The sequence below is a fragment of the Flavobacterium circumlabens genome, from assembly GCF_004345565.1.
Classification (GTDB): Bacteria; Bacteroidota; Bacteroidia; order Flavobacteriales; family Flavobacteriaceae; genus Flavobacterium; species Flavobacterium circumlabens.
Genome location: NZ_SLWA01000008.1, coordinates 1 through 23,507, shown reverse-complemented (window position 1 = coordinate 23,507; position 23,507 = coordinate 1). Strand labels below are relative to the sequence as shown.

General features: G+C 36.2%; 14 protein-coding genes. 6 read left to right on the top strand and 8 right to left on the bottom strand.

The features are described from left to right. Positions 1-71: 71 nt before the first annotated feature. Positions 72-1,118 carry a thiamine-phosphate kinase gene (thiL, locus tag EV142_RS17690; RefSeq protein ID WP_132037178.1) on the top strand — a complete coding sequence of 349 codons (1,047 nt, stop codon included), beginning with the start codon at positions 72-74 and terminating at the stop codon, positions 1,116-1,118. Positions 1,119-1,200: 82 nt separating this feature from the next. Here the strand turns inward: thiL and EV142_RS17685 are convergent, their stop codons facing one another. The 5 genes from EV142_RS17685 to EV142_RS17665 form a co-directional block, all read right to left on the bottom strand. Beyond that, positions 1,201-1,899 (bottom strand): response regulator, encoded by a 699-nt coding sequence (locus EV142_RS17685; RefSeq protein WP_132037177.1) that lies wholly within the window; start codon positions 1,897-1,899, stop codon positions 1,201-1,203. Further along, positions 1,896-3,860, bottom strand: coding sequence for an ATP-binding protein (locus tag EV142_RS17680; RefSeq protein WP_306462580.1), 1,965 nt, complete (start codon positions 3,858-3,860; stop codon positions 1,896-1,898). The genes EV142_RS17685 and EV142_RS17680 overlap by 4 nt, the downstream gene beginning before the upstream one ends. Positions 3,861-4,048: 188 nt before the next feature. Next, positions 4,049-4,366: a hypothetical protein gene (locus EV142_RS17675; RefSeq protein ID WP_132037175.1), complete on the bottom strand. Its 318-nt coding sequence runs from the start codon at positions 4,364-4,366 to the stop codon at positions 4,049-4,051. Positions 4,367-4,477: 111 nt separating this feature from the next. Then, complete coding sequence (locus EV142_RS17670) at positions 4,478-5,287, bottom strand: LytR/AlgR family response regulator transcription factor (protein ID WP_132037174.1); 810 nt, start codon at positions 5,285-5,287, stop codon at positions 4,478-4,480. Between the two features lie 202 nt (positions 5,288-5,489). Further along, complete coding sequence (locus EV142_RS17665) at positions 5,490-7,028, bottom strand: glycine--tRNA ligase (protein WP_132037173.1); 1,539 nt, start codon at positions 7,026-7,028, stop codon at positions 5,490-5,492. 161 nt (positions 7,029-7,189) lie between these two features. On the opposite strand from EV142_RS17665, the gene EV142_RS17660 reads away from it, so the two are divergent. Continuing rightward, on the top strand, positions 7,190-7,807 hold the full coding sequence (locus EV142_RS17660; protein ID WP_132037423.1) for a ComF family protein: 618 nt from the start codon (positions 7,190-7,192) through the stop codon (positions 7,805-7,807). An 11-nt stretch (positions 7,808-7,818) separates the two neighbouring features. Here EV142_RS17660 and EV142_RS17655 read toward each other — a convergent pair whose 3' ends face one another. Beyond that, positions 7,819-10,584, bottom strand: a complete 2,766-nt coding sequence (locus EV142_RS17655) for a zinc-dependent metalloprotease (RefSeq protein WP_132037172.1) — start codon at positions 10,582-10,584, stop codon at positions 7,819-7,821. A gap of 196 nt (positions 10,585-10,780) precedes the next feature. Here EV142_RS17655 and EV142_RS17650 point away from each other — a divergent pair, with 196 nt between their 5' ends. The 4 genes from EV142_RS17650 (at position 10,781) to EV142_RS17635 (ending at position 14,486) form a co-directional block, all read left to right on the top strand. Then, complete coding sequence (locus tag EV142_RS17650) at positions 10,781-11,710, top strand: bifunctional riboflavin kinase/FAD synthetase (RefSeq protein WP_132037171.1); 930 nt, start codon at positions 10,781-10,783, stop codon at positions 11,708-11,710. A 119-nt stretch (positions 11,711-11,829) separates the two neighbouring features. Continuing rightward, complete coding sequence (locus tag EV142_RS17645) at positions 11,830-12,267, top strand: hypothetical protein (RefSeq protein WP_132037170.1); 438 nt, start codon at positions 11,830-11,832, stop codon at positions 12,265-12,267. Positions 12,268-12,438: 171 nt separating this feature from the next. Further along, on the top strand, positions 12,439-13,527 hold the full coding sequence (gene bioB, locus EV142_RS17640) for a biotin synthase BioB (protein WP_132037169.1): 1,089 nt from the start codon (positions 12,439-12,441) through the stop codon (positions 13,525-13,527). Between the two features lie 80 nt (positions 13,528-13,607). Continuing rightward, the gene (locus tag EV142_RS17635) at positions 13,608-14,486 is read left to right on the top strand and encodes a cupin-like domain-containing protein (protein ID WP_132037168.1); all 879 of its coding nucleotides are present in this window, start codon (positions 13,608-13,610) and stop codon (positions 14,484-14,486) included. A 57-nt stretch (positions 14,487-14,543) separates the two neighbouring features. On the opposite strand, the gene EV142_RS17630 is transcribed toward EV142_RS17635, so the two are convergent. Next, a complete protein-coding gene (locus EV142_RS17630; RefSeq protein WP_132037167.1) occupies positions 14,544-18,950 on the bottom strand; it encodes a T9SS sorting signal type C domain-containing protein in 4,407 nt (1,468 codons plus the stop codon). Between the two features lie 541 nt (positions 18,951-19,491). Next, the gene (locus EV142_RS17625; RefSeq protein ID WP_238698764.1) at positions 19,492-23,292 is read right to left on the bottom strand and encodes a T9SS sorting signal type C domain-containing protein; all 3,801 of its coding nucleotides are present in this window, start codon (positions 23,290-23,292) and stop codon (positions 19,492-19,494) included. Positions 23,293-23,507: the final 215 nt, after the last annotated feature.

The window sequence follows — 23,507 nt, the reverse complement described above, 5'->3', positions numbered from 1 at the left end:
TCCATTAAAATTAGACAAAACCTTTACAACTTTGTACCTTTGCAACTTAAAAACATTGGAACATAGAAAAAATGATCGAAGATAAAAATCCACAACGTACCAGTATAGCGCAATTAGGAGAATTTGGCCTGATTGAACATTTGACCAAAAACTTTGATGTTACTCAGGAATCTACTTTAAAAAGTATTGGAGATGATGCAGCTGTTCTTGATTTTAAAGACAAAAAAGTAGTCGTTTCTACGGATTTACTGATTGAAGGCGTACATTTTGATCTGGCTTATATGCCCTTAAAACATTTAGGATATAAATCTGTTGTTGTAAACCTATCTGACATTTGCGCGATGAATGCCAGACCAACTCAAATAACGGTCTCTGTGGCTGTTTCTAATCGTTTTCCACTGGAAGCCTTAGAAGAATTATTTGAAGGAATTACGCACGCTGCAAAAGAATATAAAGTGGATGTTATTGGCGGAGATACTACCTCATCGCAAAAAGGCTTAATTATTAGCATTACTGCCATTGGGGAAGCGAATGAAGAAGAGCTTGTCTACCGAAATGGTGCCAAACAAACCGATTTGCTTGTTGTTACCGGAGATATCGGTGCTGCTTATATGGGATTACAGGTTTTGGAACGTGAGAAACAGGTTTTTCAGGTAAACCCAAACAGCCAGCCGGATTTAGATATGTACAGTTATTTGATCGAGCGTCAGTTGAAACCTGAAGCGCGAAAAGATGTCCGTACTTTATTGCATGCTCTTGAAATCAAGCCAACTTCAATGATTGATATTTCGGACGGATTATCATCTGAAATTATTCATCTGTGCAAACAGTCCAAAGTGGGTTGTAATTTATACGAAGACAAACTTCCGTTGGATCCGCAATTTATATCGACTTGTGAAGAATTTAATATTGACAGTACTACGGTTGCCATTAATGGCGGGGAAGATTATGAATTGTTATTTACGATTGACATTAATGATTTCGATAAAATAAAAGGAAATCCAAATTTCTCTGTTATTGGTCATATGGCAGATGAAAGTGAAGGAATCCATTTAGTGACGCGTGCGAATACTAAAATTGCCTTAAAAGCCCGTGGATGGGATGCTTTGAGTGAATAAATTTAAAAAAAATCAAATAAAAAATTCCAAATTCCAATAATGCTGTCATTGGAATTTGGAATTTTTTATTTGGAATTTTGCATTAGAAAAGTGCTTTACTTTTGGCTTCCTTTAGCAGATCCTCGTCAGATCCTGATTTTATTTTGAGAAGTTCTTTCAAATTGGTTCTTCTCTTTTCTATGGCATTTAAAGAAATTGGAATGTACTGCGGCATATCGGCTACTGAAGTTCCTTTTGACAAATGAAATAAAATCTGTTTGTCGAATTCATCAATTTCTATCGAATTATGCGGCGCCTGACTCAACATTTTCTGAACCGACTGGCTGTAGTATTTTTCATTTTTCATTACCCTGTCGAATGCAAAAAGCAGTTCATCAAAGGTCAGATCGTTTTTAATAATTAAACCATTCGGGCTTATGGTCCTGATTATTGTTTTAATTTTCAGCAATTCGGTATACATCGTCAATAAAATGATTTTGCAGCGCGGCATTTTTTTTGAGATTAATTTGGCCAGATCTTCTCCTGAAAAAATATCCTTTTCTTCATAGGATGGCATACTGATATCTAAAAAAGCAATATCAAAATCCGGCGTTGCTTCATCTTGTATCAAATCATATCCGGATCTGCAATCGTAGGCCTGCGAAATCACAAATTCGTATTGTTTCGTATTGTAACGCGTAATCGCATTTTTGTATCCTTCAATAATAAAAGGATGATCATCTACAATTAATATATTTTGCTTTATTAATTGTGAAACTAAAGTGTTGGGGTCAACTGTCATTTCTTCTGTAGGTTAATTTTTTGATCGATGGGTATTTTTACTAAAAGCAGGGTTCCTTCTCCTTTGGCAGATTTAATGGTTACGGTACCCTTACATTCTGCAGCTCTGTATTCGATATTATGCAATCCTATCCCGTTTTTTGTTCTTTGGGGATTAAATCCAGCCCCGTCATCAAAAACAGATAAAACCAGGTAATTTATTTCACTCTTAAATTCGACCTTTATCGTTTTGGCTTTTGCGTACTTATTACAATTCTGCAATGCTTCCTGAACAATCCTGTATAAATTAATCTTAACTGCATTACTAACCAGTTCCCATTTAATCTGAGAATCAAAAGCAGTGATGAGTTGAGAAGGATAGGTGTTTTGTTGATTATCAAACAATTTGTTCAGAATCAAAACAAAATTATTAATTAATTCTGATTTTTCCCTATTTAGATCGTGTGAAATTTCGCGTATATCTTCCTCTATATTTTTTAGTTCCGTTAAATATTTTTTCCTTTTTAAGGCAGCTTCCGCTTCATCGATCTTATCCAAACTGTCCAGACTGATCCGTACCCCAAACATTCTTCCCAAAACACCATCATGCAGTTCCTGAGCCACTTTTTTCTTTTCCCTGATACGGGTCATTTCGATATCATTCTGTTGGGAAATCATCAGGTTATAAATATCTTCATTGGCAATTTGCTGCTGTTGCTTAAAAAGTAATTCCCTGTTTTTGGCCTGCTGGGTTTTGTACACATAAAAAAACAAACCCACCAAAGTACAAATACTAAAAACATACACCAGGGTTTTATTCTTTTCCTGCAGATTCGAGTTTTGGTCTTTTATCTCATTCGTTTCATATTCAATACGGGAGAATTTTTCGCCCATTTTACGCTCTGCTTTCAGCATTTTATCGTTGAGCCGGATATATTCCCGTGAATAAACAGAAGCATTTGCATGATCAACAACGGCAATTTGTTTAAGAGCTTCTAATATGTTCCTTATTTTATTTGAATTTTTAGATAAAACTAATGCTTGTTTTGAATACTGAATGGCCTTGAAAGTATCTTTCTTAAAAGCATAATATTCAGATAAATGTATTTTATTTAATACAACTCCTGATTTTAGTCCAAGACTATCTCTTATTTTCAAAGCTTCAAAGAATTGTTTTGGCAACCCGTCAGATTCCTTTAATTTGAACTTCGAATAAGCTAAATTGTCTAATACGATAGCATATAAAGTAGTATTTTCTTCGAATAAATTTTTTTGATTTAAGCTTTTTTGAAAGTATAATTTGGCTTTCCTGTAATTTTGCATTCTTAAATAAACAAATCCTATATTATTTAATGACGTTGCTTCCAATTGATAATCGGCTGGAATAGATTTGTCTGCAAGGGTATTTAAGGCAATTTTGTGCAGTTGAAGAGCCTTATCGAATTCCTCTTGTTCATTGTACAATATTCCGAGTAAATTATAGCAGTCAAAGAGCACATCATTAACATTATTTTCTTTTTTCAGAATACGAAGCGCTTTAAAAACACTGATTTCACTTTCAAAGTAATCACCTCCATTATATTGAAGATTTGCTTTATCCAGAAAGGTTTTAGCCAGATTATTTCGATCATTGATCTTCAGATAAATTTTTTCAGCTTTAAAATAATTCAGAAATGAACTGTCTGATATAGATTGAGATCTGTAATAGTCTCCCAAATAGCTATATGCTTTAGCCATGTGGATGGAGTCGCGGGAATTCGTTGCCCTTTCTAAAATTAATTTTGTGGTTTGCAGATAAGATTTCCAATCGTTCATGTTATAATATCGATTGGCGACTTTAAAAAGATTTACTTTATTAATAGAATCGTCTTTTTGCTCTATAATTGTGCTTAAAGCTTTTTTATTATATTGCTGCCTGTAGTTAAAAGGCAGATTTATATCACTTGCTAATGACAAGTACGTAGCGAGGCTATCTTTTGACAAGCTTACATTTTTATCTCTTTGATTTTTTTGGGTACAACCATAAAAAACAACACATAAAAAGAATAATATTAAATAGTTATTTTTCAACAGCTTTCTTGAATTTTACCAAAAATAGTAAAACTAAAGACGAAAAAAAAAGGCTGTCAAAAAATTGACAGCCTTTTCTTAAATTTTTAACTTTTATCTGATTAATCCATTTTGACATTCATCCTTAAAGACTGACCATCAGCGCTTAATTTACTTGAATGATTATTATTTAAATCTGATTGATTTACAGTTCGTGTAAAATCGTGCTTTTGTCTGCCATCTCTTGTACCCTGACCATCAATTGGTGTTATGATACTTAATTCGTCATTAGCGATATTCTTTGTAGTGTCAGGAGTAGTAAAAGAAGTTGTTACCATTACTAAAGAAAATAATCCGATTGTTAAAGCTGCTTTTTTCATGTTTTTTGGGGTGTTTGTTTGTGATTTATTTGGGGTATACGACTGCTTTATTGCAATCATGGGACAAATCTACGTGGAGAACCAAAAAATATTGTACGAAAAAATCAGTTTGTGGTAGAACATACCCAATTGATAGTCAATGAGCGTGAATTGTATGTAATTACTTAATTTTTAGACTTCTAAGTAATTACCTTCAGAAAAATTAGCAATAATTAAGTCTACATTTGATTTGTAGGTTTTTGAGAAAGGAATTTTTTTTGAAGAGTTTTTGATGTAACAAACTGAGTTACCGCTATGAATACGTGCTACATAATTTCGATTAATAATGTAACTGTTATGAATTCGGAAAAAAGGATAGGAAAGTACATTCTCAAAATACTTGAGTGTTTTAAAAGCAGTAACCATTTCACCGGAATTAAGATAAATATCGGTTGAATTATTATCTGCCTGAAAATAACTGATTTCAGATGCATTAAGATAGCGATAATCACCGTACGACTTTATACAGATAACCAGAGGTTTTTCGGTATTCGTGGTTCTTTTAATAAAGGGAATAGCAGCAGTACTATAATCGTCCGCTCTTTTAAGAAATCGTGCCTCCAGGGCTATTTTATCTAATTTTAAAATAGTTTTAAGCAAATCCGTTTCCAAAACGGGTTTTAGCAAATAATCAAAAACACCATATTGAATCGCATCGTAAGCCAATTCTTTTTTTAAGGTCGTAACAATAATTTTGGGCAGGACCGACAAATACCGGTACAGTTCACTAATGAAGGAAAGCGATAAATCGCCTGATGTATTTTTGGAATCAATTTCTAAAAAAACAAGTGACGGCTGGTGCTGTAAAATCAAAGTTAATCCCTGTTGCCCATTCGAAGCTGACGCCACAAAAGTTAACTCTGAAAAACCTTCTGCAACAGTTTTGGTCTTCAGACTACTTTCAGCATCATCATCAATAATAATATACGAATACTTTTTCAATATGGGAAGGTCTTGATTTTATCTACCACTAAAATTACGAATAACAATTATTTAAAAATTTAATTGTTGATACATTACAGGCAAATGTTAACATAAAAAGACAAAACACAAAAACATCTGATCAATGTATCGCCTAAATTAAAATAATCCCAAACTCCTAAGACGGAATTTGGGATTATTTATTATTTTTCTGTAAAAAAAATTACATTTTCATTAACCAGTTTTTCATCGAAACTTCGTTTTCAATAATGTCTTTTAATTCCGCTATTTTTACACGGTCCTGTTTCATTGAATCTCTGTGACGAATGGTTACTGTTTCGTCTTCGATTGTTTGGTGATCTACTGTAATACAAAACGGAGTTCCAAGAGCATCCTGTCTTCTGTAACGACGTCCTACCGCATCTTTTTCATCATAAGCAACATTAAAATCCCATTTTAAATCTTCGATGATTTTTTTGGAAATTTCAGGTAATCCGTCTCTTTTAATTAATGGCAGAACGGCTGCTTTTGTTGGCGCCAGAACTGATGGTAATTTTAAAACTGTTCTTGTTGAACCGTCTTCTAATGTTTCTTCCTGCAAAGAAGTGGCGAAAACAGACAGGAACATACGATCTAAACCTACTGAAGTTTCTACTACGTATGGCACATAGTTTTCATTCAGTTCAGGATCAAAATATTGTAATTTTCTTCCTGAATATTCTTCGTGTGCTTTTAAGTCGAAATCCGTACGCGAGTGAATACCTTCTAATTCTTTGAATCCAAAAGGAAAATTAAACTCGATATCTGCTGCTGCATTGGCATAATGCGCTAATTTTTCATGATCATGAAAACGGTAATTTTCTTTTCCTAAACCTAACGACAAATGCCATTTTAAACGTGTTTCTTTCCAGTAGTGGTACCATTTCATTTCTTCACCCGGACGAACGAAAAATTGCATTTCCATTTGTTCGAATTCACGCATACGGAAAATAAATTGTCTTGCCACAATCTCATTTCTAAACGCTTTACCAGTTTGGGCAATTCCAAAAGGAATTTTCATACGACCTGATTTTTGTACATTCAGGAAATTCACAAAAATACCCTGCGCCGTTTCCGGACGTAAATATAAATCCATTGCAGAGTCTGCAGAAGCTCCAAGTTTAGTACCAAACATTAAGTTGAATTGCTTTACGTCTGTCCAGTTTCTTGAACCTGTTTCAGGATCAGCAATTTCTAATTCTTCGATTAGCGCTTTTACATCCTGAAGATCTTCGCTCATACCTTTTGCAAGTCTTTCCAGAATTTCTCTCTCTTTGGCTAAATATTCAACTACACGAGCATTTGTCGTAATAAATTCTTGTTCGTTGAATGCATCACCAAAACGAGCTTTTGCTTTTTCGATTTCTTTTTTAGCTTTTAGATTTAACTTTTCAGCATAATCTTCCACTAAAACGTCAGCTCTGTATCTTTTTTTCGAATCTTTATTGTCAATTAACGGATCATTGAATGCATCCACGTGACCTGAAGCTTTCCAGGTAGTCGGATGCATTAATATTGCAGCATCAAGGCCAACAATATTTTCATTCATCTGAACCATTGATTTCCACCAATATTCACGGATATTCTTTTTTAACTCGACGCCATTTTGTGCATAATCATACACTGCACTTAATCCATCGTATATTTCGCTTGACGGAAAAATAAATCCGTACTCTTTTGCGTGCGAAACCACATTCTTAAATATATCTTCTTGTTTTGCCATAGTGATGCAAAAATATAAAAAGTACGTTTAAAAAAAAGAAAAATAATAAAGATTGAAGCGTTGATTTCGTTATTTTTGTAACCAAATTCTTTCTATTTGTGTTTAATTATATTATTGACCTGTTTTTTCCTAAAGTTTGCGCCGGATGCCATACAGTTTTAATGACTTATGAAACGGTCTTGTGCAGTACATGTCGACATGAAATGCCTTTGACGCAATATTACCTGGATTCCAAAAATGAAGCTGTCAAAAAGTTTTATGGAAAAATTGACATTGAGCATGCGTCTGCCTTTTTATACTTTAATAAAAAAGGTATTGTTCAGGAACTCATTCACAACCTAAAATACAAAGCCCGGGAGGAAATCGGAACTATTTTAGGAAACTGGTATGTGGAAGATTTAAAAAAACTAAAATTAGAAACTCCTTTTGATGTTGTAATTCCGGTTCCGCTCCATAAAAGAAAATTTAAAGAAAGAGGTTATAATCAGGTCAGTACTTTTGGAAAAGCCTTAGCTCAAGGTTTACACATTACTTATGATGATGCTGTTTTATATCGAAAAATATATTCGAAAACACAATCAAAAAAGAATCTTTTAGGAAGATCCGAAAATATAGAAAATATATTTGACGTCACTTTCTCAGCAGAAAACCATCATAAACATTTTTTAATTGTCGATGATGTTCTGACTACCGGAGCCACACTCGAAGCTTGTTCACGCGCCCTGCTAAAAATTCCGGGAGCAAAAATCAGTATCGTTTGTATGGCAATGGCGCACTAAAATTTTACAAATTAGTTAATTACTATCTTCTTAACTGTTTTTCGGTTACCATCAATAACGCTTACCAGATAAATTCCTGAAGTCACATTAGAAAGCTGAATGTTTTCATTAAAATCAGCTGACGGTTCAAAAGCGTGTGAATAAATCGTTCTTCCCAAAATATCAGATACCAAAACTTGAACTCCCGAATTGGATTCCGGTGTAAACTGAATCGTAAAACTTCCTTTATTTGGATTTGGAAAAAGAGCAAAATCAAGAGCTGTTTCAACTTCATCAGTACCTAAAGTATACTTTTGAGCCTGAATTGTAATCGATGCCGAGTTTATAGTTCCTCCTTGTCCGGCATCAATATCGCGAACCATTAAGGTCCAGTCACCGTAAGGGCTTTCATTATTAAACGCACTTAATTTACCCGCCGGGGAAACGGTTTGCAACGTTGTTTCAGCACAAGAGATTGCAGTTCCCGCATCATCATATTTTAAAGACAACGTATTTGAAGCACTGCCACAACTTCCGTCAAACAAATTAACAATAGTTCCTTCAGGACTCATAATACTAATCTGAACATCTGATAAATAAGTATGTGTAAAATTAATATTCAGATCTACATCACTAATAGCGGTTCCATCTTCAGCAACTGCATTTTTTGCCGTTTTCTGAGCATCACTCATGCTTGCCGTAATGCTGTTTTTTGCTGTACTACTAAAAGGAGCAGTCACCGTAATTATTCTTGTTGTATAAGTTAAATTTCCATCGGGAATTGCGATTGGAGTATTGAAGGTGTACGTATTCGAATTTGTTGAAACGGTGTAACCAATCGCAAACTGATTGCTGTTTACAGCGTAATAAATATTAGCCGTTGGCTCAATCAATAGCCTGCAGGTCGTTGCTTTAATGTCAGCCGGAACAGTGATAATTTCCGAACCGTCATTTGGTGTGCCGGATACTAATGTGATTGGAAATGTTAAACCACCATCTGTAGAAAGTTTAATATTTACGTTAGCAGAACCTGCTAAAGCAGTGGTATTATTAACACTCCAGGAAATCGTTTGCTGGCTTCCATTTGCCCAGCCAATATTATCTGTGTTTTGAGAAGTAACTGCAAATGGTCCTGCATTTGCATTCACCACCACGACCATAGCATCTGTTCTGGTCTGCGCTGTTCCCTGAGCAGCATTGTCACGTCCCGTTAAAGTAAAATTCAAAGTTCTGGCAATGTTTGAAACAGACTCCCAGGTAGATGATAATTTATTCTGCAGCACAGCATCTAATTGTGGCATATATCTAATCGGCGAACTAACCGGCAGAAAAGAACGGAACAATGCTCCGTCCGGTTTTGTCGGATACGCTTTACTGGTTTCCCCGGATGTGCTTGTTGCATTATCGTTTTCTTCCCAGCAATAAGTTATTGTATTTCCTTCGGCATCAGAGCCTGTTCCTTTTAGCACAAAAGCAGTTCCTTTTGGAATTGTATAATCCGGACCTGCACTTATGGTTGGCGGGTTATTGGTTAAAGTCGTACTTACAGGACAGCTCACACTTGAAAGTGTATTTTGAATTTGTAAAATACTAACATAGGCAAAATAATCGTCTGAGTTATTTTGTACGTCATAATCCTCAGAAATTCCGGCATATCCCATAATGGTAGAACCACTTCCCGGCTCCACATTTACATTTGTTCTTTCACTGCCATCATATGAAAATGTATGATTGGCTCCTAATTGATGTCCAAATTCGTGAATCACGAAATCAATATCAAAAGTATCTCCTTCCGGTTTTGCATTAGAAGGCGAGGTATAACCACTTCCTTTTCCGTCAGGTTCGGAAGCTGTCGGATTCACGCAAATACAACCTATACATCCTGCATTTCCTCCTCCGCCTGAAGCACCAAATAAATGTCCGATATCATACGCACTATTTCCAATTACGTTTGTCAGAGTAGTTTGAACTTCCTGATTCCAGGCGCCATCCGTTCCTTCAGAAGCATTAGAATAGGGATCAGTAGCTGCATTGGTATAAATAAGGGCGTCATTATTTGCAATCAAAACTAATTTGATCGCAAGATCTCTGTTAAAAATTCCATTTACTCTGGTCAATGTGGAATTCATTGCAGCCAGTGCTCCTGCTTTAGTTCCGCCAAAATAAGCTGTATATTCTCCTGTACAAGACAGGGCCAGTCTCAAAGTTTTAAAAACTTTATTGTTGGAGGCTTCTTTGGCGGCAAGGACGTTTTTTGCTGCTTTTTGATTATTTGAAACTTCTTTTGTAGAACAATTTAATGTTGCTTTTGCAAGAGTACTTTTAGAAGCAAAAACCACATACTGCGCTTTATCATCAGGATTGCTTTCTATAAATTCCGGGCTTTTATCTACGCGAAGTACCATAGATTGCAATCCGGCCGGCGAAAGGCTAAAATGAATTTTTGCCGATTTATCGTCAATCCCTGCTCCTTCATACGCTCTGATATCCGGGTATTTCGCCTGTAATTCCGGGTCAAAATTAGAGGACTCCCAAATAGTGAATCGCTCTAAAACTCCATTTGTGTTAGGGACAGTAATTTCTGAAGTATTACTTTTTGATTTTTTATCCGTTGCCGCTGTCAGTTTTTCTTTCAGGAAATCTGCGTTTAATTTAAAATACAACTTTTCTGAATCTTCAGCAGTTACTTTTCTATTAAAAACAGAAGTTGCGTTCACTTTTTGCCACAAAGCATCGTTTTGAGCATTCACATTGGCGCAAGAGAAAATAATTGCTATAAAAAGTAATAGTTTTTTCATAAATCAGTGGTATTTGAAGCCATCAAAAATAAACCAATTAAATTAAATTCTTACATATGTTAGACATTTAATTGCTTTTCATCGACGAGTGGCCTGTTTTTAACAAAAAGAAACTAAATTTCATTAAAAATCAATTCAGCTGAGCATCAATTTTAAAATAGATAGTATAAATTTGCACCATCTTAAATAATTTGCTTTGAAGCTTTTTCATTCTATAAACGATTTTCGGTCAACCAAGAAAACTATTTTAACTCTTGGCACCTTTGATGGTGTGCATATTGGTCATAAAAAAATTCTGGAGCGAATTACGCAAAACACTGAAAACGGCAAATACGAAAGTCTGGTTCTTACTTTTTTCCCGCATCCGAGAATGGTCCTCCAGGAAAAATCAGAAATAAAACTTTTAAATACGATTTCCGAAAAAACAAAACTTCTCGAACAAACCGGAATTGAAAATCTTGTTATTCATCCGTTTAACGAAAGTTTTTCAAGATTAACTGCCGAAGAGTTTGTGCATTCTATTTTGGTAGATCAATTTCACATTCAAAAAATAATTATTGGTCATGATCACCGTTTTGGCAGAAACAGAACTGCTGATATTAATGATTTAATTGCTTTTGGAAAAGAATATGGTTTTGAGGTGGAGCAAATTTCAGCTGAAGAGATCCAGGATGTTTCTGTAAGTTCTACTAAAATCAGAAAAGCTTTAGACGAAGGAAATATTGCTCTGGCCAATGATTATTTAGGTTATGCTTATTTCCTGAGTGGTGAAGTGGTAAAAGGAAAACAACTTGGGCGCACTATAGGTTTTCCAACGGCCAACATTCAGATTGAAGAAGACTATAAAAAAATTCCAAAAAATGGCGTTTACGTCGTTCACACCCTGATAAATGGAAAAGAGGTTTTCGGAATGATGAATATTGGTTTCAACCCAACTGTAAATGGAGAAAGACAAACCATAGAAGTACACCTTTTTGATTTTGATGCTGATATTTACGGGCACAAAATTGAAGTTTCTTTATTGAATTATCTTCGTGAAGAACAAAAATTTGGTTCTGTTGAGCTGCTGAAAGAGCAATTAAATCAGGATAAAAAAACGGCAATGGCTTTTATTGGTCAGCTTTAGAAAACTCCACAGCGTACTTTTTGTTATTTTTTAAATCATCGTAGTTATTTTTTTAGTAAATTTGATATACAGCACTGTTTGTCAATTGTTTACTATTAACTTCTCTAAAAATAACCATTATGAAACTACCTAAAGAAATCACCAACGGTTTTTTAATATTCCTTGGAATTGGCATCTATTTTTTACTGATGAATGTATTAGGGCTTGCCGATTTGTTTTACCTGCGTACCCTCAATGTTTTTTTTATATTTTATGGTGTAAATAAAACCATGCGAATGAACCTGCAGGAAGGTGAAACCAATTTTGTTTCAAATGCCGTTTCTGCAATGGCAACTTCTGTGGTTGGTGTGGCATTGAGTGTATTCGGATTACTGGTTTACAGTTATGCAAGAGGCGGTGATGCGTATGTAAAAACACTTTCGTCGACTTTTATGTTTGGCGGAGATCCTTCTGTACCAACCTATTGCATCTGTTTATTATTTGAAGGAATAGCATCATCGGTAATTGTCACTTTAATGATGATGTTGTATTGGAATAATAAATATGTAGCGGATTAGTTTTTCAAAATAAAACCAACAATTTAGCACTCTAAAATCATAAAAAAATATAATTCTATGATTTTAGAGTGTTTCTTTTTTGAAAAAACCTGCTAAATATTCATTTACAGAATACATCATTGGTTGATTAGAACAATTTAACTACTTTTGAAGCATCAAAAAATTGTATCAATGAGCATTACAAAACACAACTGGACAAAAGACGAAATAATCGCCATATATAATAAACCTATGATGGACCTGCTTTATGAAGCAGCAACGATTCACAGAGAAAAACACGATCCGAACGTAGTACAGGTTTCTACGCTGTTATCGATAAAAACCGGAGGATGCCCTGAAGATTGCGGTTATTGCCCACAAGCTGCCCGATACAATACAGGTGTTGAAGGAAATGATTTAATGAGCGTAAGCCAGGTAAAAGCTCAGGCTTTGCGTGCAAAATCCAGCGGATCATCTCGTGTTTGCATGGGAGCTGCGTGGAGAAACGTAAAAGACGGAGAGGAATTTGATCAGGTTTTAGAGATGGTTCGTACCATCAACAAACTCGATATGGAGGTGTGCTGTACGCTGGGAATGATTACCGAAAACCAGGCACAACGTTTGGCAGAAGCAGGATTATATGCTTACAATCACAATTTAGATACTTCTGAAGATTATTATAAAGATGTAATTTCGACACGTGCTTTTGAAGACCGTTTAGAAACAATTGAAAACGTTCGTAAAACCAATGTTACGGTTTGCAGCGGAGGAATTATCGGAATGGGAGAAAGTATCGAAGACAGAGCAGGAATGCTTGTAGCTCTTTCTACATTAAACCCGCAGCCGGAATCAGTACCTATTAATGCATTAGTGGCTGTTGAAGGAACTCCTCTGGCAGAAGAAAAACCAGTTGAAATCTGGGAAATGATCCGTATGGTTGCTACCACAAGAATTATAATGCCGGATACGCAGGTTCGTTTGTCTGCCGGAAGAACCAATATGAGCCGTGAAGGACAGGCCATGTGCTTTTTTGCAGGAGCCAATTCTATTTTTGCGGGAGACAAACTATTGACTACTCCGAATCCGGATGTACAGGAAGACATGAAAATGTTTGAGTTATTGGGATTGAATCCGCAGAAACCATTTACTAAGGTTTCACAGCCAAAAACCGTTGAAGCAGGAGATTCTCAATTTGCTCCGTTAGGTGAAAAACCAAAATGGTCAAGACCGGGACATTCAATTGAAAGAAATCTTGAGGCTTCGATTAAATCAAAAAATTAATTAAAAGAGTTAATAAATCTCTACCAATATTTTTAAATTGCTTGTAACACAGAGTTATAAGCAATTTTTTTATTTAAGAGATGAAGTTAAAAGAAATCGAAAGGGTCAATAAAATCTCAAAAACTGATTTTATTTCCCAATACGTCAAAAAACAAATTCCCGTTGTTATTGAACAGCTGACCGAAGACTGGCCGGCTTATGATAAATGGAAACTTTCCTACATAAAAGAAATCGCCGGTAATACAATTGTTCCCTTATACGACAACAGGCCCGTAAATCACAAGGATGGCTTTAACGAAGCTCATACCAAGATGAAAATGAGCGATTATATTGATCTTTTAGAACAAAGACCTACCAATTACCGTATTTTTCTTTATAATTTAATGAAGCAGGTGCCAGCCTTAAACAAGGATTTTCTATGGCCCGATATCGGCTTAAAATTAGTCCGGCAAATGCCTATGTTGTTTTTTGGAGGGCAAAATTCGAAAGTCTTTATGCATTACGATATTGACTATTCCAATATTTTACATTTTCATTTTCATGGAGAAAAACAATGTATGTTGTTTGCTCCCGAACAATCAAAATATATGTACAAAGTTCCGCATGCACTAATTTCAAGAGAAGACATCGATTTTGATAATCCTGATTACGAAAAATGGCCGGCACTCCAAAATGCAGAAGGGTATATTACAAATCTCAAACATGGTGAAATGTTGTACATGCCGGAAGGCTATTGGCATTACATGAAATATCTGACACCCGGATTTTCCATGAGTCTCCGTTCTTTCCCAACAAATATCTCGAATTTATTAAAAGCATTTTATAATGTTTTCATCATGCGTCATTTTGATATTATGATGCGGAAATTCAAAGGCCAAAAATGGATTGATTACAAAAATGAAAAAGCAATCCGGAATACTCATGAAAATTTGCACCAGACTTCTTTAAACAGATCCTAAAAAAAAGGCAGTTTTACCAAATAGTAAAACTGCCTTTTTACAAGTATTTTTTAAAATCTAAAATATAACTTTCCGAGTGCTTATCGTATTGTCGGCTAACTTCACCTTCACCAGAAGAACCTGATTTTGAGATCTTAAATTTACAATTTGAAAGGCAGGATCGTTAAGATCTGATTTTTTATAGATCATGTTCCCTGTTACGTCATAAATAAGAATCTCATTAATTATTTTTTCAGGAGCATAAATGCTGATTGTTTTATCTTTCGTACTTATTATCATTTCTTTTCCGGAGTTTTCAAAATCATCTATTCCCAACGATGTATCCTTGTAACGCAATATAAAGCGATTGTCAAAAACTCCTATCGTACTTGAAAAGGTATAATTACTGTCCCTTAAGTTATGTACCAGTCCTGTTACTTTATCTTCGATGTAAATAGCCTGATTTACTAAATTACCATCCGAATCATCAATTGAAATTGTAAAATCACTTAAAATAGCAGAACGATACCCCAAGGGAACCGTATCGGTATCTGAGAAAGGCAGTGCGCGACCCTGAATAACATATTTGTAAGTACCGTTTATACTATAAAAATCAAGAAACGGATTGGCATCAAGGGTTATTCCGTCAAATCTATTGTCGAAACCATTTGTCGCTTCTTCTATATAACCCACTAACAATTGTTTAAAAGCCCCTCCTTCGTTTGTCATATTAAGCCATAAACGATGTCTCTCCAAATCTGCTTTTTTTGATGTGTTTGCTGTTTTAAAGAATTGATTATTACTTGTACCTCCTAATCTCATCGTATTATTAAAAACAGGTGTTCCGGAATTAATAGTTGTTGCAAAAAAAGACTGCCCCGCAGCAATTTTGCCGGTTGGTTTTACTCCGGCATCTGTTGCCGGATTATCTGTATGTCCGGGAGAACTTTTTGCAGATATCCCAACACCTCCACTCCTATTGTAACTGGCATAATCATCGTCGCTATATTCGTATTGGGCCGATGTTCCTACAGGAGTATTGTGAGTCCAAAAAAAGATGGTTCCGTCTAAAAATAAATTTGCATCCAGCGCAGAAGGGTATGGATTCCCGATTAAATAGGACTTACCAGCATCCATAATCTCGCCAGACAGCGTCCCATTGTTCGGAACACCATTAAAAGAAGCAGTATAATCTTCTCTTGTTCCATTTGAATATGTTTGCGGTCCGCGAATAATATAGCCTTTACCAACAACCATCGTAGTATTTCCGGGAGTAATCACCCAATTTGTTCCATTATAGCCAAAGTATTTATCCGCCAAAGTAAAAGGAGATACATCAAATAATGTTTGCGGGCTTACTGGTGTCGACCAGTATACAAAATCAGCCAAAAGAATTTGTTTCGCAGTACGTTTGTAAGTGATAGCACCGGAATTTATGCCTGGATTATTATTGATTTGAATTAAACTCGAATTATTTTCAAATATTAATTCTGTTCCTAATGCTGAATCAACAATTAAACCATTGTTTACCGTTAAAGTATTTAGTGCCGTTACGGTTATTTTTATTCCCGGATTCACCTTACAGGTACAACTGTTTAAATCTCCCGTTATGGCATAATTGTCCGCAAAAATAACATTCTGATTTATGGTAGGTGTTCCGTTTGACCAGCCTCCGGCGATAGTGTAGGTATTCGTTATAAGCGGATTTATTGTAATATTAGATAAGGACGATGAAACACAACTGCCGGTATACTGAACAGTAAAATTATATGTTCCGGCCGCAAGTCCCGTAACGGTGTAGGTTGTTGGATCGGGACCACTGCCTCCATTGTAAGTGTTCGAAGAAAAACCACTTTGCACGATCGTATAATTGCTAATGTTGGGTAATCCTGTTAAAACTATAGTACCTGTTTGTAGGGCACATGTTGGCTGTGTAATTCCACCGTTAATCGGAGTAGCCGGTATGGGATTAATTGTAATTGTTGCAGCACCACCTGTAAATCCTGAACTTCGGACACAACTATTAGATCCTGTAACAGAAACCAAAGTGTAGGTTGTTGAAGCAATAACCGGAGTTGTAAATGTTGCAAAAGGAGTTCCACTGGTAATATTGGTTGCAGTACGATCGGCTCCTCCGTTTTCTTTGTAAACTATCGTGTAAGGACCTGTTCCAGCCGTTGCTGTAAAGGTTAATTGTCCTGATCCTGTTGCACAAAAGGGACCATTAGCCGTTAAACTGCCCTGTGGCAGCGGATTTATGGTTATAGTGGCAGAACCTCCGGCAAATGCAGAACTTCGGACACAACTATTCGAGCCCGTAACAGAAACCAAAGTATAGGTTGTGGAAGCAATAACCGGAGTTGTAAATGTTGCAAAAGGAGTACCGCTCGTAACATTTGTGGCAGTACGATCGGCTCCGCCATTTTCTTTGTAGACTATGGTGTAAGGGCCCGTTCCTGCAGTTGCTGTAAAGGTTAATTGTCCTGCTCCTGTTTCACAAAAGGGACCATTCGCAGTCAAACTTCCCTGTGGCAGCGGATTTATGGTTATAGTGGCAGAACCTCCGGTAAATGCAGAACTTCGCACACAAGTATTTGCTCCTGTTACAGAAACCAAGGTATAAGTTGTGGAAGCAATAACCGGAGTTGTAAATGTTGCAAAAGGAGTTCCGCTGGTAATATTGGTTGCAGTACGATCGGCTCCTCCGTTCTCTTTGTAAACTATGGTATAGGGACCTGTTCCGGCTGTTGCTGTAAAGGTTAATTGTCCTGCTCCTGTTGCACATAAGGGACCATTAGCGGTTAAACTTCCTTGTGGCAGCGGATTTATGGTTATAGTGGCAGAACCTCCGGTAAATGCAGAACTTTGGACACAACTATTCGAGCCCGTAACAGAAACCAAAGTATAGGTTGTGGAAGCAATAACCGGAGTTGTAAATGTTGCAAAAGGAGTTCCGCTGGTAATATTGGTTGCAGTACGATCGGCTCCTCCGTTCTCTTTGTAAACTATGGTATAGGGACCTGTTCCGGCTGTTGCTGTAAAGGTTAATTGTCCTGCTCCTGTTGCACAAAAGGGACCATTAGCGGTTAAACTTCCCTGTGGCAGCGGATTTACGGTTATCGTTACAGGAGTTGAAGGTGTGGAAGTACAGGGTCCATTTTGAACGATCGCTCTAAATTGAGTAGTAGCAGTAAGAGGCCCAGAAGTGTAAGTTGTAGTTGTATTACTAATATTTGTCCAGGTTGAAAATGGGCTAATTGATGACTCCCAATTTAAGATTGTTCCGGTATGACCACTTAAGGTTAACAAACCACTCGTTGCCCCGGAACAAATTGGTGAGGTACCAGTTACAGCTCCTCCAGCTGTTGGGCCGAAAACTGTTAAGTTAGCTACATTATTAGAACTAATAGTTGATGTACATTCACCCGAAGCCAGATTTGTAACCGTAATAGTAGATGCACCGGCAGCACTTAAACCGATTGCTGTAAAAGTCCCCGTTCCCGCCACAGCAACAGTTAAAGTTGCGGTAAGTGCGGTGCCAGTTGGATTAGTTCGATTATAGGTTACGGTATAGGTACCTACCGGTAAAGAAGCAGCACTTCCTGTTACTGTGACCAGGGAAGTGCCTGTTGAGTTACAAGCATTTGCTGCTGAAATTCCGGTAATACTGTAAGTCGGACAAGTATAATCAATTTTAATTTGCCCATGAGCACCTGCACCTCCAGCCAATGGTCCCGTTGTACCTGCCGTCATTGCACCACCACCACCACCGCCAGGGCCGGTTCCATCATTACCCACACTATTTACACCTAAAATTACACTAGCAATAGCAGCTCCCCCCGCACCACCACCAGGTGTACCGCCAGTTCCTCCTTTACCGGATGAAAACAAAAGACTCAACAGTGAAGTTCCTCCAGGATCACCGTTACTACCCGAAGTCTTTGTACCGGGATTACCAAATGAGGCAGAAGCCTGACCTCCCGTACCGCCAGCTGGACTACCACCTGTAGTATTTGCTGTACCACCTGATCCTCCAGCTGCTAAAATTACAGTTTCAAAACCTGTAATTGTTGAGCTGGCTCCATTTGCACCATTACCAGTTGTACCGGCTGTTTGTGCCCCTACAACTACACTTATATTGGTATTGGTTAGGGTAGAAACTGATATCGTAGCTGTTGCGTATGCGCCACCACCACCGCCGGCTCCTCCTCTTCCAAAACCAGATCCGGGAACACTGGAACCTCCTCCGGCGCCTCCGGCTCCCCATGCCTGAACAGTCATCGTACTCAATCCCGGAGGTACGAATACTGAAGTATTTGTTGTGTAGGTATGTGATATGGTCTGCGCTACTGAGGAGGCAAAAACAAATAAAAAAAGAAAAGAAAGTTTTGCCTTAAAAAACGGAATTTCTAAATAATGCAAATTAGCTTGAGAAGAATAATGCATTGAAAACGAAAACAGAAAAGATGGTAATTTTTTTTTCATCAGACTAGTTTTTAAGTTAAAAGAAAAAATAAAAACCAAACACTGGGGGAAGTCTGGTAACATTAAATTCTAAATACCATAAAAAGTAATACTGATTACAAAACCCATCTTATTAATAAAACTACTAAAATGCTGTTTTTATTTAGTGGTATTTAAAATAGCAATCTATATTTCGGCAGATAAAAAAGAAACAATTTTCGTAACACAAAATGTCCCTGATTGGCTTATAAATACGTTGATTATGAAAGTATTACAACAAGGTACGATTTTATTTACACAGTGGTCAAATATTTCAAATTAAATTGTAAGAATTTAACACTAACCATATTTACATACCACTCAAAAAGAACTTATTAGCCTTTAAAATAAGAGTTTGTCGACGAAATGCATTTTTGAAATGAGGTGAATCTTTTGTCCTAAAAAACAGCAAAATCTTCAATTTTGAATATAAAAAGAAATATATTTTAACATTTAGACATCCGTAAAAGTTGCTTTTTTTTGTCTAAAATGATTTTTTTTTAAGAAGTAATACGATGCCTTATTAGTGCAGAACAATTTTTCGGGTTATTTTGTAATTATTTTCTAACATAATTTTTAACAGCAAAATCTGTTTCCCCAGTTGTAAATTTGGCAACTGAAACTCTCCTTCATTAATTGTTTTTTTAGTATAAATCAACTTACCTGAAATATCAAAAACAGCAATTTCGTGAATTTTTTCTTTTGTCGATTGTACTTTTATTATTCTGTCTTTTACTGCGATCAAAACCAAATCGTCAGGTTTTCCAAAGCTTATATTTTTTAAACTCCTGTCGCTATAGCGTATTATAAAACGTTCCTTAAAAGTACCTTCGGAAGTTTTAAATAAGTAGGGGCCATTTTTTAAATTATGGATTACTTTCAACGTTTTATCCTCGAGATAAACATTCAAATTTTCGAATAGTCCATCCATGTGATCTGTTCTGATAGTAAAATCCCCATCAACAGTTGTATGATACCCGATTGAAACAGAATCTGACATAGTAAAAGGCGCACTGGAGCCTTGAATGACAAGATTTCTATTTTCAAGAATAGTGAAAAAATCTACATATTCATTCCCATTAAGTGATTCAGCGTTATACTTATCATTATCTGCTGTCAAATCAGATGTTCCCTGAATATACCCAATCAAAATTTGTTTAAAAACGCCTTTTGTATTCTCAAGGTTCAGCCAAATACGATGTTTTTCGATTCCTGATTTTTCTGTGTTTTTAAGGTTTGTATCTGACTTAAAAAAAATCGAATTCCTGCCGATAATTCGCATACTATTATTAAACTCAACAGTTCCACTATTTTTACTCAGCGCAAAAAAGGCCTGCCCGGAAGCAATTCTTCCGTCCGGTATTGTTTCATTTATGCCTGAAGATAATGCTGGTCTTGTCCCTACACCTCCCAGTAAGTTATAAACGGCATAGTCATCTGAAGAATATTCATAGTTGGTAATTGGAGTGTTATGTGTCCAGAAATAAAGAGTTCCTTTAATGTTTTCACTGTTTTTATCTAAAAATAAATCTGCATTAATAGCCGATGGGTACGGATTTCCAATCAAATTAAAAGTATCCGCTTCTCCCCAATCTAACGTAATTTTTCCATTATTGGGAATCCCTTTAAAGAGGGCTTCGAATCTGGAAGCTACTGTTGTGGAGAAATCCTGAGGGGCCCGAATAATATATCCTTTTCCTAAAACCATACTGTTTGATGGATTTTCGACATCCCAGTCTTTGAGTAGATAATTATAGGAGAAAAATTTGTCGGCCAATGTATTTGGAGAAACATCAATTAACTTTTGATTTTCTACAGGAGACGACCAATAGGTGTAATCAAATTTTAAAACAGGAGACGATTTTCTAATAACCCGGACAATTCCCTTATTTATGATTTCATCATCATCCTGATACAAACTGGCTGTATCATTTAAGATCAAAGTTCCTGAACCATTATAATCGAATTCAATTTTTAAAGTATTTCCACTTAAAAGTGTGACCGTTTTTCCTTCATTAATTGTACAACTGCAGGTATTAGCCGTTGTTAAATTTGAATAGTCTTCTGTAAAAGTAACTTCTTTGCCTCCCGACGGAAAGCCATTAGACCAGGAAATACCATCCCAGACTGTCTTTTCAAGGCAAATTTTTAAACGTGCAATTCTATGTTTGGACAGTCCGGAAACAGAATTGAAATCTCCTCCAATCATCAGTTTATGATCAGATGTAAAAGTCATGGTGTGCAACTTATTATTTAAAGCAGCCTGAAAATTACTATCGTATTCTCCTGTCTTTAGTAACCTTATCATTCTTAAGGAGGATTTCGTTTTATAAGTTCCCGAAAAAGTTCCCCCTAACAAAATGCGATCATCAGGCTGTATGAGAATGGCTAAAACATTTCCTTTACTAAATCCTGATCCTGAATCAAATGTAGTGTCTAAATCTCCGTTTGGGTTCAATCTGAGAATCCGTTTTTGAGAAACACCGTTGTACATTAGGAAAGATCCCCCAACAATTATTTTCTGATCTGACTGCAAGGCTAATGCATAAACATTTTTATCAAAACCGGCTCCTGTACTGAAACTGGAATCTATACTTCCGTTACTGTTCAGGCGTACTAAACCCGGAAATAGATGACTATTAAAAGAAGTAAATCGACCTCCAACCAAAATTTTTCCATCGGGCTGAATGATAATAACGTCAATAATCGCGTTAGCACCCAAACCAACATTAAAACTGAAATTACCCCCCACAATAATCTTTTGATCCGGCTGAATCGCCATCGCATATACCTGATTATTGAATCCTGAACCTAAATTGAATGTTGCATCAACTGCTCCATCAGATAAGATGCGTGCAATTCTATTAGAAGTCAATCCATTGTATTTTGTAAAATTTCCAGCAAAAACAATTTTACCATCCTCTTGCAAAACCGCTGTTTTTATAACATTATTGGCACCCTGTTGCGCCAAATTAAAAGTATCATCCACTGTTCCGTTTTCCAGAAGCCTCGCAATTTTTGAAGTTAATTTTCCATTGAATTTATTGAAATTCCCAAACACCATAGTCTGTTTATTTTCTAATGCCAGAACTTTTAAAACAGAATTATTAAAACCAATTCCTGCTGATAAATAAGCTGTATCATATTCTCCATCAGCATTAATTCTAGCCAGTCTGCCCTGATTGAGACCATCGAAAACGGAGAACGATCCTCCGACATACCAAGATCCATCTGCATTATTTTCTAAAGCCAGAACGGAAGCAGAACCAGGCCCTGATTCTGTATAAAAATCACTTTTCAGAGTCCCATCCGGATTTAAAAAAAATAACCGGTTGACCTCACTATCATCATAGAAACCGTTAAATGATCCACCAATCGCAATAGTACCTGAAGCATCAACTTTAATAATATGAACTGCGTCTTTATTCAAACCTAAGCCTGAAAAAAAGGTATTATCAAGGGTTCCGTCCTCATTTAACCGAATAATTCTGTTGGCTATAATTCCGTTATACGCTGTAAATTTTCCGCCTGCGATAATTTTACCATCCGGCTGTACTGCAATGGCATTTACATCATCATTAAAAGCTGTTCCGATATTAAAACTCTGATCAACTCTCCCATCAGGATACAGGCGAACAATTCTGTTGGTTGAAATTCCATTAAAAGCAGTAAAATTTCCAGTCAGAAGAATTTTATCATCGTTTAAAATTTCAGCATTGGTAACAGTTAAGGGAGAACCAGTTCCTGTAGTAAAAGAAGTATCTAATTCCCCATTGGGTAAAAGGCGTGCAATTCTGTTTACGGTAACATTATTGTATTTGGTAAAACTGCCAACAATGAGAATTTTTCCATCCGTTTGCTGGCAGACTTTATATATGATTCCGTTTGTTGCTCCAATCGTTGTATTGAATGATGGATCCTGTGAGCCATCGCTATTTAAACGAATCAGCCTTCCTGAACTTGTGCCATTATAAGCTGTAAAACTTCCTCCAATGATAATTTTACCATCTAACTGAACATAAGAGCTGTAAACTTTTCCATTTAAACCCTTTCCTGTGTTAAAACTTTCATCAATTGAACCATCGGCATTCAAACGGGTTAAATACGGCGATGGTATTCCGTTTAGATTTAAATAATCTCCGCCAATAATGAGCTTTTCATCCCATTGTAAAAATAAAGTTCTTACACTATTATCAAATCCATCACCGATTACTCCATCGTCAGCTGTATTAAAGGTTCGGTCTACTTTTCCTTGTTGTGCATATACTTCTGTTCTATTAAAGAAACTGATTACCATTACTAAAAAGAATAATTTTTTAATCACAGTGAAATATGTTTAATTACTAATTATAAGATTTTACTGCAATTTAATATTCTTGCACAAATGTTGCAATACCAACTTCAGGGGATATTTGCCGTTATTTAAATGAGAAGAAAGAGCATAAAAAAAACCATTCGCCGCGGCGAATGGTTTTTTTTTATGGAGTACACAAAGTGTTTGTGTTTTATTGAAATATAACTTTCTTAGTCGTCGTATGA

What these genes read in the sequence shown, in the direction of transcription:
- EV142_RS17675 (WP_132037175.1), bottom strand. Translation starts at nt 4,366, where the DNA reads ATGATTGCAATAAAGCAGTCGTATACCCCAAATAAATCACAAACAAAC.
- EV142_RS17665 (WP_132037173.1), bottom strand. Translation starts at nt 7,028, where the DNA reads ATGGCAAAACAAGAAGATATATTTAAGAATGTGGTTTCGCACGCAAAA.
- thiL (WP_132037178.1), top strand. Translation starts at nt 72, where the DNA reads ATGATCGAAGATAAAAATCCACAACGTACCAGTATAGCGCAATTAGGA.
- EV142_RS17660 (WP_132037423.1), top strand. Translation starts at nt 7,190, where the DNA reads ATGACTTATGAAACGGTCTTGTGCAGTACATGTCGACATGAAATGCCT.
- bioB (WP_132037169.1), top strand. Translation starts at nt 12,439, where the DNA reads ATGAGCATTACAAAACACAACTGGACAAAAGACGAAATAATCGCCATA.
- EV142_RS17685 (WP_132037177.1), bottom strand. Translation starts at nt 1,899, where the DNA reads ATGACAGTTGACCCCAACACTTTAGTTTCACAATTAATAAAGCAAAAT.
- EV142_RS17630 (WP_132037167.1), bottom strand. Translation starts at nt 18,950, where the DNA reads ATGAAAAAAAAATTACCATCTTTTCTGTTTTCGTTTTCAATGCATTAT.
- EV142_RS17645 (WP_132037170.1), top strand. Translation starts at nt 11,830, where the DNA reads ATGAAACTACCTAAAGAAATCACCAACGGTTTTTTAATATTCCTTGGA.
- EV142_RS17655 (WP_132037172.1), bottom strand. Translation starts at nt 10,584, where the DNA reads ATGAAAAAACTATTACTTTTTATAGCAATTATTTTCTCTTGCGCCAAT.
- EV142_RS17635 (WP_132037168.1), top strand. Translation starts at nt 13,608, where the DNA reads ATGAAGTTAAAAGAAATCGAAAGGGTCAATAAAATCTCAAAAACTGAT.